We start from the raw sequence: 15,308 nt of genomic DNA on the forward strand, positions 1-15,308 counted from the left end.
GAACGCGTGGGGTGGTGGTCCTCAGGCCGCCAGCCCGCGAACGGCGGCGGCGGGCGGGGGAGTGGCGGAGCGTGCGGGCGTGGAGGAGGCACGCTGCGCGGGCGCGGAGGTCTTGAACTGGCGGACGAGTTCCTGGAGCGAGGAGACCTGCGCGGCGGTCTGCTCGGCGGCGGAGGCGAGTTCCTCGGCGTTCCCGGCGGTCTGCTGCGTCACCTTGTCGAGCTCCGCGATCCCGGAGTTGATCTGCCCGATCCCCTTGCTCTGCTCGTCGGAGGCGGCGGCGACCTCGGCGAGGAGCGTGTCGACCTTTGAAGAGGAGGCGGCGATCTCGTCGAGCGCGCGCCCGACCGCCGCGGCGATCTCGACGCCGTTGTCGGCACGCCGGGTGGCGACCTCGATCATCCCCGAGGTGCTCTTGGCGGCCTCGGCAGAACGCTGCGCGAGCGAGCGGACCTCTTCGGCGACGACGGCGAAGCCCTTGCCGGCCTCGCCGGCCCGGGCGGCCTCGACGGCGGCGTTCAGCGCGAGCAGGTTCGTCTGGAACGCGATGTCGTCGATGACCCGGATGATCTTGGCGATCTCGGCGCTCGACTGCTTGATCTCGCCCATCGCCGTGGTCATCTGCGTCATCTGACGCTGCCCGTTGTCGGCGGCGCGCTTGGCGCTGTCGGCCATCACGCTCGCCTGCTTGCAGTGCTCGCTGTTGCGCTGCGTCATCGAGGACATCTGCTCGACGCTGGCGCCGATCTGCTCGAGGCTGGCGGCCTGCTCGCTCGCGCCCTCGGCGAGCGACTGGCTGGCCGAGGAGTTCTGCGTCGCGCCGGCGCCGATGTCCCGCGCGCTCGCCTGCACCTCGACGAACGTCGAGTTCAGGCGGGCGACGAGCTGGTTGAAGTACCGTGCCACCGAGCCGAGCTCGTCCTTGCGGGCGGCGTCGAGCTGGACCGTGAGGTCGCCCGCGGCGATGTCCTTGAACCGCTCCTGGAACTGCGCCAGCGGGCGGGTGAGGCTGCGTGCCAGCACGGCGCAGAACGCGGCGATGATGCCCAGCGCCGCGGCCCCGGTGGTGCCGAGCACCAGCCAGCTCGTCTGGAGCTGGGCGGCGACTTCGCGCTCGACGGTGGCGGAATAGTCGTTGGCGGCGACAACCAGGCGGTCGACGGCCGCGCGGTGCGTGTCGTACGCGCCCCGCAGATCTCCCTTCAGCAGCGTGAGCGCCTCGTCGCGCTTGCCGGCGCGGTAGAGCGGGAGCAGGCGATTCTCCGCCAGGTCGTAGAACTCACGCGCGGGGACCGCGCATTCCTGCAGCAGCATCGCGCGCATCGGGCCTTCGGGCAGTGTCTGCGCCCAGTAGTCCTGACGGCCCTCGAACTCCTCGCGGAGCTTTGCGAGACGGGCCGCGTGCCGCTCGATCTCCTGCGGACCATCGGCCAGCGGGAGCTGGAGCGTGGTGAGGTAGCTCTCGATGATGTACTCGGGCGGCGGAAGAATGTCCGCAACAAGGTCCTTGCCGAGGATGATCCGCTGGTACGCCGGGCCCTGCACCTTCGTCGCTTCGACCTTGCCGTAGATGATGAACCCGGCGATGCCGAGCACCAGCACGACGACACCGACCAGCAATCCGAAACGAAGCCCGACGCTGAGATCCTTGAGCTGCATGCGATCCACCTCCCGCGCAACCAATCCGCCGACGCGTCCGCTAGAACGTCGCCGACACGCCCACCGTGCCGATGACCTCGGTCGTATCACCGCGATTGAGAGTCTCCGCCGCGTCGCCCAGGAACAGCACCTGCACGCCCGCGCTCGCCGTCCACGACCCCCACGTGGGGTCGGTCGGGATCGGCACCGACACCTTCACACCGATCGACGCGAAGCCGAACGCGTCGTTCTCACCCCCGGTGCCCTCGTAGTAGTTGCTCAGGCTCAGGCCCACCGCCGCCGGGAACGTGACGGCCACGCCTTCGAGCGCGCCCTCGTCGATCGAGAAGCCCGGCGAGACGCCCACCTGCAGGTAGGTGCCTTTGCGCGCGCCGTCGGCCGCGTTCGATCCCAGCTCCGTCGCGAGCGTGACCGCCGGCTTCAACGCCCACGCGCCCAGGTGCTCCGTGTCGTCGTACGCCACGCTGAAATCGATCTCGTCAACCGTGCCGAACGCGTCGTTCGGGCTCGTGTACCAGATGTACCGAAGGTCGAACGCCCACTCGCCCGTCGCGAGCCCGAACCCGGCGTAGATGTCGGCCTCGTACCAATGCTTGATGAAGCTGTCGCCCGTCGATGAACCCGTTGACGTGCCGTGGTACGAGTTCCACATCCCCGCCTTCACCGACAGCGTCGCGTCCTCGGCGCGGAACACCTCCAGCGACACGTCGGCGTACGGCTGCAGGATGAACCCGGTGGTCTCCTGACGTATGCCGCGGAAGAAGTACGCGTTCGTGACGTCCGCGCCCAGCGTGATCCCGAAGCGCGACTCCTCGGCGACGCCCTCGTCGCCCGCCTCGGGCTGGGCCCCCGCGACGCCGGTAACCAACGCCACGGCCAGCGCGCCGGCGATGTGCCCTCCAACCGACCTGCGCCGGATTGCGGCGAAGTCGGACAGCGTGTTCTCGCGAACCATGAATCTGCCTTTCTTCGCCAAAGGGAACCCGGGGGACGAGCCGAAACATCACTGACAAAACCGTCGGGCGGGGTCGAGTCGGGGCAACGACCCTGAACTTGGACAGCCGCGAGCGGATCGGTGAGGATGCCACCGGCCGTCCCTGTCGATCGGCAGGGGCTGGGCCGCACTTCACATACGTCCGTGAGTCCGGTGCAAGTAGAACTCCGCACCGCGCCACCCACCGGCGGCCGGTGCTCGTCGCCGCGCCAGCCTGTCGCAGGGCGGGCGTGTCGCCGAAGGGACTTGTCGCTGGGCGGGTTTCTCGCCGAGGGGTTATCGAGGGGCGGGTTCGTTCCCGAGCGGGCTTGGTGCTGGGCGACTCATCGCGGCATCTGCACGCGCACTCCGCCGCGGCCCAAAGCGAGTAAGCAATCTCTCAGGGCTGCTTGTGCCAACGCGACCGCAGTACGCACCGCCCGCGCACCAACGGCCTGGGCTTCCGCACGATGTGGCAGTACGACACCGACGCCGACGCAACGCTGGAGGACGAGGAGCGGTACTATCTCATGCACGACGAGCGGTGGCGGGCGGTCGCGACGTTCCGCAACGCCGACACGAGCCCGAAGGAGGCGTTCGTGCACCACGCCGGGGCCTGGCTGAGCGCGAGGAAGTTGGTAGCGGGTTCGGCGGGGGTTCGTACATTGACGCCATGATCCTGCGAGACCGCGACAACACCTCCTGCGGCGGCGGCGTCGACCCGTGGCGTTGCGCGTCCGACGGCACCCTCGAAGAACGCCGCTACCTCTGCCAGAACTGGCGGGCCGACGTCGTGGCCGTCACGCAGTCCGACGGCACGCCGCTGGAGTACGTCCGCTACTCGTCCTACGGCGAGCCGACCGTCTACCCCGTGGCCGACCTCGACATGGACGGCGATGTCGACTTGGCCGACATGACCGAGCGGGAACATCCTCCATGTCCTGGCGATCATCGCCACCATCATCAAGAGTGTCATCAAAGTCCACCTCCGTCATGTATATGCGATTGCCACGAGACCACTGATTGCCTCTAGAGAGATGCAATGCTCAGTACTGAGTTAAAGCAACACAATTTGCAAGAGCACTATGTCGGCATCTCGATACGCCGGGCTCAGAATGGCGTGAGCGTGCATCCACGTGAGGCGTTTCGTCTGCATGAATGTGCGACAGTGATAAGTGTCGATAAGTATGTGCTGCCACTTGCGATCAACGCGCAGAACAGAGACAACTATATGGATGTCGGTGTCGGCCATGACGGATTGACCAATGGTGCTATATCTACCGTGGTTCGCGAAGACTGGCCGATATTCATGCTGGCGGCTCTGTTTGCCGTCGATGATCGGTCCCAAGACGTGTTCGTGCTCGCCTTGAGCTATCTGCTTCCCATATCGAATGCGGGGCTCCGTCGATGGGATCATACCCGCGACGTCGCCCGAAATGACGTGCCGCCATTGGAACGGCTTCCGCTGCTTGGATTTGATATAGCCAGTATTTATGGTCTCAGCCTGCTCTCAGGCTGCGGGTACACAGAAGAGGACAGGTTTCAGGCCGTTAAGGAGCCGTGGTTTCCCAGGCTAAACCACTTCCACTTGTTGAGCACGCTCGATGCAGCCATGAGCTGCCGACGATACCAGAATGAGCGTGTCACGGAGGAGGACGGGTATATATGGGTCATTCGGGGGATGCGTCTGCATGCAACAGTTGACTAAGGCGACCCACGCCGCTGCGTGCCTCGGCGGCTCCGACCCCTGGCGCTGCCCGTCCGACGCACCCTCGAAGAACGCCGCTACATGTGCCAGAACTGGCGGGGCGACGTCGTCGCCGTCACGCAGTCCGACGGCACGCTCGAGGATCACCAGGCATGCCCGCGTCTCCCTGCGGCCGATGCGAATATGACCGATCCGCCGGCGAGGCGGCGCCTGATGCGCCGTGTCCGGAGTGCGGGATGTTGCCGCGTGAGGCCGCGGAGTGGCGAGCGGCGAGGGATCGCGTGTATCGCACCGCGAGCGCAAGCGTGCTCGTCGGCGTGTCGGGCATCGCGCTGCTCGTGGTGGTTGGGAGTATCGCGACATCGCTCACGGAGTGCGTGCTGTTCTTCGTTCCGTTCTTCATCGCGTGTGTTCCCGGCGCCGCGTCCGTCGTACGGGGTAGGACCCTCTTGACGCACATCTGCGCGTGGTCGTATGGAGTCGGCGCGATCGCCGGGCTCATCTTGCTGCGCATGATCTATCCGTCGCTGCCGTTCAAGCCGTTCGACGGAATACTGGCGGGGTTCTTCTCCATCACTATGACGGGGCTGCTCATGTTGGGGCTTGGCACGTCACTGTTCCTGGCGCTGGAGAAGATTGCAAAGGAGAGATGATCGCAGCCCCATGGCGCTCGCGCGGCATCGCGGCAGCACGCCGACGCGACACCCTCGAAGAACGCCGCTGCTGCTGCTGCCAGAACTCGCGGGCCGGTGTCGCCGGATCGCCTCAGCCGGGCTCGCGGGCGGGCGCGGGCGAGGGGGCTGGCGTGGCGGCTGGCGTGTCGCGTGCGGCGTCGGAGGCGCGGTCGGCCACGCGGACGGGCTGCCCGGCGCGGAGGTTTCCGGGGCTGTGCACGACGGCGAGCACGCCGCCGAGGCCCGCGTCGCTTGCGCGATCGCCCAGCACCTCGCGCAGGCCGTCCCGGGCCGGGGCGAGCTCGACGCGGTGCTCGACGGCCTTGCCGTCACGCACGGAGTACACGCGCGTCACGCCGGCGAATGTAATAACGGCGTCGGCGGGCAGGTAGCGGACATCGGGCTCGACGCCGATCTCGATGATGGCGCGGGCGAAGCTGCCGGGCTTCAGCACCCCCTGCTCGTTGCGGGCCTCGATCTCGATCTCGAAGGCGCGGCTGTCGATGCTGACGGCGGGCGACACGCGGGTGACCGTGGCGCGGACGGGCTGCGCGGAGGCGTCGAGGTGGAGCGTCGTCGCGGCGCCGGGCGCGATGCGGCCCGCGTAGCGCTCCGGGACGCGCCCGCGGAACTTCACGCGATCGGTCGCGACGATGCGGAAGAGCGCCTGGTTCGGCGCAACCATCTCGCCGACGGAGGTGCGCCGCTCCGCGACGCGGTAGACGAGCGGCTTCTCGCGCGGGGCGATGACGCCCGTGTCCGCGAGGCGCTGCTGCGCGGTGCGGAGCGCGGAGGCCCGCACGCGCGCCTCGGCGATGAGCGATTCGACGTTCAGGCGCGCGACGGCGGCGGTCGTGGACGCGACCTGATGACGCGTGCGGATGTCGGCGAAGTCCTGCTCGCTGATGAGCGGCGGCGTGCGCTCGTACAAGCGCTGGGCCCGCTGGAGAAGCGCCTCGGCGTTGGCCTCTTCCGCGCGCGCACGGGCGACTTCGGGGAGTTCGGAGACGTCGACGTCACCTTCGGGGAGCGCCGGCAACCCGACCTTGGCGAGGGCCGCGGCGAGGGCGGCCTGCTGCTCGGCCACGGCGAGGGCGTAGTCGGTTTCATCGATGCGGGCGAGGATGGCGCCGGCCTCGAGGGCATCACCGAGGTCGGCGGAGATCTCGACGACGCGACCGGGCACCTTGGCCGCGACGAGCACGTCTTCCTCGGCGTACAGCGTGCCGGTGATGGTCACGCTGCGGATGGCGTCGCGCTCGACGATCGGCGCGAGCTGAACGGTGCGGACCTCTTCCGCGCGCGCGGCGGCGGGCGGCGCGGGCGAGCGATCACAGGACGCGAGCGCGGCGAGTGCGGCCAGCGCGGCCGCGAACACGCCGAGGACCGGCGTGCCCGCACGGGGTGCGTCAGGGCGAGGGGTCTGCAGGTCGGCGAACAACTTTCGAAGGCCTCCTGAGTTCCTGTACATCCAACGTGCGAGAGTCGGCGTACGACAATACTGACCGGCCAGTTCTAGAGGTTCGCGGATTGAGGAAGTCCGGATTGACCACACAGAAGCCGAACAAGCCGGATGTGATACTTGATGCGGCGGCGAGCCTGTTCGCGTCGAAGCCGTTCCATGAGGTGCGGCTGGAGGATATCGCGGCCACGGCGCACGTCGGCAAGGGCACGCTGTACTTGTACTGGGCGAGTAAGGAAGAGGTGTACCTGGCGGTGATTCGTCGGGGGTTCGCGGCGGTGAACGGCCGGCTGGACGCGGACCTTCGGGCGTGCGCGGATGATTGCTGGGCGCAGCTCGAAGCGATCGTGGGCGCGATCGTGGAGTTCGCGTTCGCGTATCCGGGCGTGTACCGGATCATGCGGAGCGGGGCGATGACGCCGGAGGACCCGGAGCTGCAGCAGACGCGACGGGCGCTGACGGATCGGATCGAGGCGTGCCTGCGCGAGGGGGTGCGGACGGGTCAGGTCCATGACGAGCACCCGGCGCTCACGACGCAGTACCTGCTCAGTTTCGTGCGGGGCGTGATGCTGTACCCGCCGGCCGAGTTGACGCGGGAGATGCTCGTCGGGCACATGATGGGGCTGCTGCGTCGCGGGCTGCGCGCGGAGGTGACAGCGTGAAGTGTCGCGCGGCGGCGTGCGGATCGCTGGTGCTGGCGGCGGGGCTGGCCGGCTGCGCCGCAACGCACCGGCACGACGCCGACGTCGAGTTGTACCGGCGCGTGAGCGACCCGCCCGGAGGCGTGCCGCTGCACGAGGCGGGCGCGGACCTCACGCTCGAGCACGCGCTGCGGCTGGCGAGCGCGCACAACGAGCAGCTCGCGCAGCAGGGCGAGCGGTACGTGCAGGCGCTCGCGGAGCGGCAGCGGCGTGCGGCGGCGCTCAAGCCCACGTTCGATCTGGTCGGCGGTACGTCGCTCCGCGAGAACACGGGGGACGGCATTGTCCAGACGACAGTGGGGGCCACCGGGCAGTATCGGCTGCTCACCGGGCTGAGTGATCTTCGGAGCGTGGAGGCGTCCGAGGCGCGGGCGCGATCGAGCCGGTGGCTGATTCTTGATCTGCGCGAGACGCTGCTCCTGCAGACGGCGCGGGCGTACTACGAGGTGTTGCGGGCCGAGCGGCTCGGGGCGGTGCTGGAGTCATCGGTCGCGACGCAGATGGCGCGGCTGGAAGACGCGCGGGCGCGGAACGAGGTGGGGTTCACCAGGCCCTTGGACGTGGCGCAGATCGAGGCGCAGGTGTCGCGGACGCGTGCGCAGTTGATCACGGCGCGCGGGAACGCGCTGGACGCGCGGGCGACGCTGGCGCTGCTAACCAACGCCGACGTCGCGCGGTCGAGGCTGACCGACGAGTTCCGAGCGCCCGCCGACGCGCCGGCGCGCGACACGCTGCTGGCGCTCGCGCACGAGCATCGCCAGGACGTGCTGGCGGCCCGGGCGGAGGTCGACGCGGCACGCCGCGAGGTCGACGCGGCGATCGGGCAGTACGCGCCCACGCTGACGATCGATCTCGAGACCTTCGTGCTGCAGACGCCCGACGATTCGGCGTCGGCGATCGCGTCGTTCATCCAACTGCGCGTGCCGCTCTTCAGCGCGGGGCGGATCGAGGCGGATATCCGGGCGGCGTGGTCTGTGTTCCGCGAGGCGGTGCTGGAGCACCGTCTGCGCACGCGGGCCGCCGTCGCGGACGTGGACAGCGCGCTCGCGCGGCTCGGCGCGTCGCGGGCGCGGCTGGAGGAGTTCCGCACGCAGGTGCGAGCCGCACGCGATGCGCTGACGCTCGCCGAGGCCTCGTACCAGGCGGGGCTGGGCACCAATCTGGAGCGGGTGACCGCGCAGGACGAACTGCTGAGCGCGGAGCTGGAAGAAGTGAGCGAGGGGTTCGAGCACACGCTGCTCACGCTGGAACTTCGGCGGGCGTGCGGGCTGCTGGCAACCGAGCAGATCGGCTCGCCCAGGCCCCAGGCCGACGACGGTGAGGCCGAGGTGCCCGACGCGCCCGCGCTGGACAGACGCCGCGTGCCGCCCGCGCGCGAGGATGGGGGGCGGACGTGAAGTCACTCGCGGAGGTCTCGATCCGTCGCCCGGTGTTCGCGGTGATGCTGATCGCGGCGATGGTGGTGGTGGGGAGCGTGGCGTTCCGCGACCTGGGGGTGGACCGTCTGCCGTCGGTGGACCTGCCGACGGTGAACGTGCGTACGACGCTGCCCGGCGCGTCGCCCGAGGAAGTGGAATCGCAAGTCTCGCGGGTGATCGAGGAGGCGGTGAACACGATCGAGGGGATCGAGGAGCTGCGATCGATCTCCGGGCAGGGGTCGTCGATCGTGCTGGCGACGTTCAGCCTGGACCGCGACATCGAGGCCGCGGCCCAGGACGTGCGCGACCGTGTCGCGTCGGTGGCGCGCCGGCTGCCGGAGGACGCCGAGCCCCCGGTGGTGTCGAAGTTCGACAACGACTCGTCGCCGGTGCTGACGGTGGCGCTGAGCGGGGAGATGAGCATCCGCGAGCTGACGGAGGTGGCGGACAAGGTGCTGCGCCCGCGGATCGAGCGGTCGGAGGGCGTGGGGCAGGTGACGATCGTCGGCGGGCTGGAGCGGACGATCAACGTGGACGTGGACGCGGAGAAGCTCGCGGCGCACGGGATCCCGATCACGGCGGTGCGCGACGCGCTCGAGCGGCAGAACGCGGACGTGCCCGGGGGGAACGTCACCGGCGCGCAGCGCGAGCAGGTGCTGCGCACCATGGGACGCCTGGAATCGGCCGAGGCGTTCGGGAACGTCATCGTCGCGGTCGTGAACGGCGCGCCCGTGCGCGTGCGCGACATCGGCGCGGCGGAGGATGGCACGCGCGAGCAGCGGTCGAGCACGCGGCTCAACGGGGTGCCCGCCGTGTCGATCGAGGTGCGTCGCCAGTCGGGCGCGAACAGCGTGGCGGTGATCGAGGGGGTGAAGGAAGAACTGGCGCAGGTGCGCGACGCCTTGCCCGCGGGCGTGTCGCTGGAGCTGATCCGCGACCAGTCGCGGTACATCTACGCCGCCCTGCACGAGATCGAGGTGCACCTGGTGCTGGGCTCGGTGCTCGCGACGCTGGTGGTGCTGGCGTTCATGCGCTCGTGGCGCTCGACGATCATCGCGGGCATCGCGATCCCGACGTCGGTGATCTCGACGTTCGCGATGATGTGGGCGCTGGATTTCACGCTGAACAGCGTGACGATGCTGGCGCTCGTGCTCATGGTGGGCATCGTGATCGACGACGCCATCGTGGTGCTCGAGAACATCTACAAGCTGGTGGAGGAGGAGCGTCTGTCCCCGGTCGAGGCGGCGCTGCGGGGCACGCGGGAGATCGCACTCGCCGTGCTCGCGACGACGCTCTCGCTCGTCGTGATCTTCGTGCCCGTCTCGTTCATGTCGTCGATCTCGGGGCGCTTCCTGTACCAGTTCGGCGTGACGGCGGCGGTCGCGGTGCTCGTGAGCCTGCTGGTGTCGTTCACGCTGACCCCGATGATGGCGTCGCGCATGCTGAAGCCGGCGAAGCCCGGCACGGACGAGTCGCACGCGGCCTCGCGGGGCGGGTTCTACGGCTTCATCGACCGCGCGTACGCCCGGGCGCTGCGGTTGTGCGTCCGCTTCCGGCACGCGACGGCGGTGCTCGCGCTGCTCATCGCGGCGTCGGGCGTGCCCCTGTACGGGCTGCTCAAGCAGGACTACCTGCCGAGCAACGTGGACGAGGCGGAGTTCAGCATCAACGTCAGCGGGCCCGAGGGCGTGTCGTTCGAGGCCTTCGACGACGCAATGCGCGAGGTCGAGGCGCGCGTGCGCAGCCACCCGGCGGTGGTCACGACGATGTCGTCCTCCGGGGGGTCGTTCCTGGGGCAGGTGAATCGCGGCGACGTGTACGTTCGCATCCGCCCGCACGAGGAGCGGCTGTTCTCGCTCGGGCGCCTGTGGCGAGAAACACTGCGAGGACGCCCGCTGGACGCGTTCCGGGGGAACTACACGCAGTCCGACGTGATGCAGGATCTTCGCCGGCGGCTGCGCGACCTGCCCGACCTCCGCGCGAGCGTGCGCCCGTTCGCCGCGTTCAACATCGGTGGCGGCAACTTCGACATCGACATCGCCATCCGCGGGCCCGAGCTGGAGCGTCTCGCCGAGTACACCGAGGCGCTGCGCGTGCGGGCGCGCGAGATCGGGGGCATGCCCGACGCCGACACGACGCTGAAGCTCGACACGCCCGAGCTGCGGGTGCAACTGGACCGTGATCGAGCGGCGGACCTGGGCGTTTCGCCGCGCGACCTCGGCACGGCCCTGCGCCTGCTCGTGGGCGGCGACGACGAGGTCACGCGCTTCCGCGACGAGAGCGTGAACGAGGAGTACGACGTGCAACTCCGCCTGGCGCGTGGGGATCGCGCGGACCCGGGCGACCTGCCCCGCCTGCTCGTGCCCGCGGCGAACGTGCCGGGCGGGGTGGTGGAGCTGCGCTCGCTGGCCTCGCTCGAGCCCGCGCAGGCGGCGGCGCGCATCGACCGGCTTGACCGGGTGCGGGCCGCGAACGTGCGATCGTCGGTGGGCCCGGGCTTTGCGCTGGCGGACCGGCTGGCGGCGCTGCGCGCCGAGATCGCGGCGTTGAACATGCCGCCGGACTACACGGTGCGGATCCTGGGGCGCGGGCGCGAGCTGGAGCGGACGTTCCGCGAGTTTCTGATCGCGTTCGCGCTCTCGATCGTGTTCATGTACATGATCCTGGCGTCGAACTACGAGAGCTACCTGCACCCGTTCACGATCCTGCTGTCGATCCCGCTGTCCGTGCCCTTCGCGTTCGTCTCGCTGTGGGCCATGGGCGAGTCGCTGAATCTCTACTCGGCGCTGGGGATCCTCGTGCTGTTCGGCATCGTGAAGAAGAACTCGATTCTGCAGGTGGATCACATCAACGCGTTGCATTCGCAGGGTGTGCCGATCGAAGAGGCCGTGCTGCGGGGCAGCCGTGATCGCCTGCGCCCGATCCTGATGACAACGCTCGCGCTGGTCGGCGGGATGCTCCCGCTGGCGCTGGGGACGGGTCCGGGCGCGGAAGAGCGTCGGGCGATCGCGGTCGTGGTCATCGGCGGGCAGATGCTCTCGCTGGCGATCACGCTGCTCGTGACGCCCGTGGCGCACCTGCTGCTGCACCGCGCGTTCGCGCGACGGCCGCGGGTGCTCGTGCCGACGGAGCGCGCCGCGGCGTGAGGCGGCGCGGCGTCGATCGGCCACGGCCGGCGGTCGCTCAGCGCCCGCCCGCGGGCGCGAGCGAGAGTGCGGCGGTGCTCCCTCCATCCCCCCGGGCCGACGGGCGGGCGACGACCCGCTCAGAACTTGGCGGTGAACCAGACGCCGAAATAGTCCACATCGCGCCCGCCGGCGTCCCGGACGACCTCGCCCTTGAAGAAGTGCGCGTAGCTCGCCGAAAGGGTCAGGTTCCGGTTGATGGCCCAATCGGCCACCAGCGACAAAGTGCTGCCCACGAACCGGCCGTCCGATGCCGTCGCCGGGATTACCAGCCCGACGGGGGAGAACACGGCGTCGTCGGTGCTGTACCTGAAGAAGACGTCCCACCCCGCAGTCACGGTGACTGAATCGAGCGGGCGCACGGTGAGCGTCGGGTGGATGTCGAAGAAGTTGAAGGGGGCGAGCAGGTTCGCGTCGCTGAAGTAGTTGTTCCGGGGGAAGAGCGGGTTGAACGTCGCGAGGCGATCATCGCCCGGGTCGTCGTCGCCGCTGGCGACGTTGAGCTTGAGGCCCAGTCGGGGCTTCCAGGCGGCGTTCTCGAACGTGTACCCGGTGTTGCTGGCGACGGTCCATGCGAGGATGTCCTGCGAAGAGCCCGCGAGGTCGAAATCGCCGAACTGGACGACGGCTTCGGTGTCGTGGTCCCAGCCGCGGGCGCGCCCCCACAGGCGCGCGCCGAAGGAGTGGCGCAGTTCCTCGCCGACGCCGCTCTGGAAACGGGTGTTCTCGCGATGCAGGCCGAGGTAGTAGACGTCCAGCCCCCGGCGTGATTCAGGGCCGAGCGGGATCGCGGAGTAGAGGCCCCAGAAAGTCGAGTTGTCGTCCTGGCCGTCGTTGAACAGCCCGATCTTGTGGTCGGTGGGGCGGACGAGGAAGGCGTCGAAGGTCAGGCGCTGGGTGTGCAGCGTGGCCCGGACGCCGTCGAACGCAAGCCGCGCGTTCGTGGGCTCTCGTGAGGTGACCAGCCGGTACGACCCGAAGCCCATCTCTTGACGGCCGGCGCGGAGCGCGAAGGACGTGTCTCCCGTGGCGACGGCGGCGGGGCGCGTGTCGCCCAGGATGACCTCGCCGAACGCCTGCTGCACGTCGAGCGCGTTGTCCTGGTTGCCGGGCTTGGAGAACTCTTCACCCGCCACGAGCCCGGAGAGGAGTTGGACAAAGGCGCGCCCGTGCAGCCCGTCACGCTCGCCGACGCGCAGGTCGGAATGAAGCAGGAACCGCTGTAGAAAGAAGTCGTCGTGCCCGGGCGCACGCAGGCCGAAGAACGGGGCGGAGGAATACTCGTAGCGCGAGCGTGCTTCGCCGCCGAGAGAGAGGGTGATGTCGCCGGAGTCGTCGAGGGGGATGTACTTGAGGCTGTCGAGGGGCGAGGTCCGCCGGGCGGGGTCGGCGAGGTACGAGTAGTCCTCGTCGTACCGGAAGAGCCTGAAAGGCGGGGGCTTGGGCGGGGGGGCGGGCTGGGACGGCGCGGACGCCGCAGCAGCGGGAGACTGGGCTCGGGCGCGCGGGGCCGCCGCGTGCTGCGAGAGGGCGAAGGCGGCCGCGAAGCAGAGCGCGAGCCGGGCGTTGGTGTGGGTGGCGTAGAACATCAGGCGCGGCGTTCCTTCCCGCGCCACGAGGTGTAGTGCAGCACCGGTGACCAGGCGGGGTTGAGGTCCGGAAGGCGCGGGTCGAGCGCGGCGTGTTCCCCGGCCGCGTGCACCACGGCGCCTCCCACGACGGTCAGCACGCTGTCAAGGTCGGCGATGCGGTCCTCGTCGACGGCGAAGTAGTCCTCGCTGAGGAGCGAGAAGTCGGCGAAGAGCCCGGGGGTGAGGCGGCCCTTGCGCGTCTGCTCGCGGCTGAACCACGCGTTGTCGCACCACAGGCGCAGGGCGGTCTCGCGGTCGAGGCGGGTACGCCGGGAGAGCAGCGTCGCGCCGCCCTCGCCCTTGCCGGTCACGAGCCAGCGGATGCAGGCCCACGGGTTGTAGCTGCTCACGCGCGACATATCCGTGCCCGCACCGACCGGCACCCCGCCCTTCAGGATGCGCTTGATCGGCGGCGCTTCGTCCGCGGCCTGCTGCCCGTAGCGCTCGAGGAACGGCAGCTCCTGGAAGGCGATGCGGTTCTGGATGGCGACCCCGCCGTTCATCGCGGCGATGCGCTCGATGTTGCGGTCGCTGAGGCTCTCGGCGTGGTCGCAGATCCAGTGGAGGTCGGAGAGCGGCGTGTCGCGGTGCACGCGCTCGAGGACGTCAAGGTGCCGGGTAACCGTCTCGTCGTAGGTGGCGTGGAAGCGGAAGGGCCACTTCTTCTCGGCCAGAAGACGGACGACGCGTTCGAGGTCCGCCTCGGCATTCGGCGGCGGGACGACGCGCGGCATGTTGAACACCTCGAAGTCGTAGGCCGAGCGGACGAGCATCTCGCCGCCGCCGATGAGGTAGAACATGTCGTCGCCCTCGCCCTGGCCGTTGAAGCGCGGGGTGTAGCGCTCGGTCCAGTCGCGGAAGTCCTCGAGCTCCTTGCCCGGGCGCTGGATGAAGGTCGAGACGCCGATGCGCATCGTGAGCTGGTTGCGCTTGTGGAGTTCCTTGACGACGGCGTAGTCGTCGGGCCAGTTCTGGAAGCCCCCGCCGCAGTCGAGGGAGCTCGTCACGCCCAGGCGGTTGAGCTCCTTCATGAAGTGGCGGCTGGAGAGCATCTGCTGCTCCATGTCGAGCTTCGGGCCGTCGTTGAGCGTGGAGTAGAGGATGAGCGCGGAGGGGTCGGCGAGGAGCAGGCCCGAGGGTTCGCCGGAGGCATCGCGGACGATGGTGCCGCCGGGGTACTTGTTTCCCGAGAAGTTCCTGTCGATGCCGAGGTACTTGAGGCAGGCCTTGTTCAGCAGCGCCGACGTGTAGACGTAGAGGACGAAGACGGGGGTGTCGGGCGCGATGGCGTTCAGTTCGTCGAGCGTGGGCAGGCGCTTTTCTTCGAACTGCGCGTAGGACCAGCCGCCGACGACGCGGACCCACTGGCCGGGCGGGGTTCGGCGGACCTGTTCGCGGAGCATCTGGAGGCCTTGTTTGAGACTGGTGACGCCATCCCAGCGGAGTTCGAGCGCGTAGTTGAGCCCGCCGCGAACGGTGTGGGTGTGGGTGTCGTTGAGGCCGGGGATGAGGCGGCGGTTCTGGGCGTTGATGACGAGCGTGGACGGCGCGCTCGAGCGGAGGATGTCGGCGTCAGAGCCGACGGCGACGATGGTGCCGGAACGGACGGCGAGGGCGCGTGCGGACGGTTGGGCGCGGTTGAGCGTGGTGATGCGGGCGTTGTGGATGATCAGATCGGGCGGGCCGGCGGGCAGGTCGCGCGTGCGCGCGGCGGAACGCGCCGTCGAGCACCCGGGGATGAGTGCGGCGGCTGCGGCGCCGGCGCCGAGGGCGATGAGTTCGCGGCGGGAGAGATTCATGCGCGGACGCTCCGTTGGTCGGGATGTGCTGAGTGGCGGTGTGCGGACGCGGGATTAGCGCGGCGCGACGGTGCGGGCGATGTCGAGCGTGCGGACAA

Annotated in this window: 12 protein-coding genes; 7 read left to right on the top strand and 5 right to left on the bottom strand. The window is 69.3% G+C overall.

The window, feature by feature from the left end; all coding sequences use genetic code 11:
* Positions 1 to 21: 21 nt before the first annotated feature.
* On the bottom strand, positions 22 to 1,659 hold the full coding sequence (locus tag SFY69_05960) for a methyl-accepting chemotaxis protein (GenBank protein ID MDX2131575.1): 1,638 nt from the start codon (positions 1,657 to 1,659) through the stop codon (positions 22 to 24).
* Between the two features lie 40 nt (positions 1,660 to 1,699).
* Positions 1,700 to 2,614, bottom strand: coding sequence for a hypothetical protein (locus SFY69_05965; GenBank protein ID MDX2131576.1), 915 nt, complete (start codon positions 2,612 to 2,614; stop codon positions 1,700 to 1,702).
* A 428-nt stretch (positions 2,615 to 3,042) separates the two neighbouring features.
* Here SFY69_05965 and SFY69_05970 point away from each other — a divergent pair, with 428 nt between their 5' ends.
* The 4 genes from SFY69_05970 (at position 3,043) to SFY69_05985 (ending at position 4,993) form a co-directional block, all read left to right on the top strand.
* A complete protein-coding gene (locus SFY69_05970) occupies positions 3,043 to 3,309 on the top strand; it encodes a hypothetical protein (GenBank protein ID MDX2131577.1) in 267 nt (88 codons plus the stop codon).
* A complete protein-coding gene (locus SFY69_05975) occupies positions 3,306 to 3,665 on the top strand; it encodes a hypothetical protein (protein ID MDX2131578.1) in 360 nt (119 codons plus the stop codon). The genes SFY69_05970 and SFY69_05975 overlap by 4 nt, the downstream gene beginning before the upstream one ends.
* A gap of 9 nt (positions 3,666 to 3,674) precedes the next feature.
* Entirely contained in the window at positions 3,675 to 4,340 is a 666-nt protein-coding gene (locus SFY69_05980) for a hypothetical protein (protein ID MDX2131579.1), read from the top strand.
* 281 nt (positions 4,341 to 4,621) lie between these two features.
* On the top strand, positions 4,622 to 4,993 hold the full coding sequence (locus SFY69_05985) for a hypothetical protein (protein MDX2131580.1): 372 nt from the start codon (positions 4,622 to 4,624) through the stop codon (positions 4,991 to 4,993).
* Positions 4,994 to 5,105: 112 nt separating this feature from the next.
* On the opposite strand, the gene SFY69_05990 is transcribed toward SFY69_05985, so the two are convergent.
* Positions 5,106 to 6,455 (bottom strand): efflux RND transporter periplasmic adaptor subunit, encoded by a 1,350-nt coding sequence (locus tag SFY69_05990; protein ID MDX2131581.1) that lies wholly within the window; start codon positions 6,453 to 6,455, stop codon positions 5,106 to 5,108.
* 104 nt (positions 6,456 to 6,559) lie between these two features.
* Here SFY69_05990 and SFY69_05995 point away from each other — a divergent pair, with 104 nt between their 5' ends.
* The 3 genes from SFY69_05995 to SFY69_06005 are packed head-to-tail and all read left to right on the top strand — an operon-like array spanning position 6,560 to position 11,741.
* Positions 6,560 to 7,138 carry a TetR/AcrR family transcriptional regulator gene (locus SFY69_05995; protein ID MDX2131582.1) on the top strand — a complete coding sequence of 193 codons (579 nt, stop codon included), beginning with the start codon at positions 6,560 to 6,562 and terminating at the stop codon, positions 7,136 to 7,138.
* Positions 7,135 to 8,574, top strand: coding sequence for a TolC family protein (locus SFY69_06000; protein MDX2131583.1), 1,440 nt, complete (start codon positions 7,135 to 7,137; stop codon positions 8,572 to 8,574). Before SFY69_05995 ends, SFY69_06000 begins: the two co-directional genes overlap by 4 nt.
* Complete coding sequence (locus SFY69_06005) at positions 8,571 to 11,741, top strand: efflux RND transporter permease subunit (GenBank protein MDX2131584.1); 3,171 nt, start codon at positions 8,571 to 8,573, stop codon at positions 11,739 to 11,741. The genes SFY69_06000 and SFY69_06005 overlap by 4 nt, the downstream gene beginning before the upstream one ends.
* A 119-nt stretch (positions 11,742 to 11,860) precedes the next feature.
* On the opposite strand, the gene SFY69_06010 is transcribed toward SFY69_06005, so the two are convergent.
* A complete protein-coding gene (locus tag SFY69_06010) occupies positions 11,861 to 13,369 on the bottom strand; it encodes an alginate export family protein (GenBank protein ID MDX2131585.1) in 1,509 nt (502 codons plus the stop codon).
* A complete protein-coding gene (locus SFY69_06015) occupies positions 13,369 to 15,210 on the bottom strand; it encodes an amidohydrolase (protein ID MDX2131586.1) in 1,842 nt (613 codons plus the stop codon). Before SFY69_06015 ends, SFY69_06010 begins: the two co-directional genes overlap by 1 nt.
* Positions 15,211 to 15,308: the final 98 nt, after the last annotated feature.

The sequence above is a fragment of the Planctomycetota bacterium genome, assembly GCA_033763975.1.
Taxonomy (GTDB): Bacteria; Planctomycetota; Phycisphaerae; order Phycisphaerales; family UBA1924; genus RI-211.

Coding starts and splice junctions, on each gene's coding strand:
- SFY69_05965 (MDX2131576.1), bottom strand. CDS start 2,614: ATGGTTCGCGAGAACACGCTGTCCGACTTCGCCGCAATCCGGCGCAGG.
- SFY69_06015 (MDX2131586.1), bottom strand. CDS start 15,210: ATGAATCTCTCCCGCCGCGAACTCATCGCCCTCGGCGCCGGCGCCGCA.
- SFY69_05980 (MDX2131579.1), top strand. CDS start 3,675: ATGCTCAGTACTGAGTTAAAGCAACACAATTTGCAAGAGCACTATGTC.
- SFY69_05975 (MDX2131578.1), top strand. CDS start 3,306: ATGATCCTGCGAGACCGCGACAACACCTCCTGCGGCGGCGGCGTCGAC.
- SFY69_06010 (MDX2131585.1), bottom strand. CDS start 13,369: ATGTTCTACGCCACCCACACCAACGCCCGGCTCGCGCTCTGCTTCGCG.
- SFY69_05960 (MDX2131575.1), bottom strand. CDS start 1,659: ATGCAGCTCAAGGATCTCAGCGTCGGGCTTCGTTTCGGATTGCTGGTC.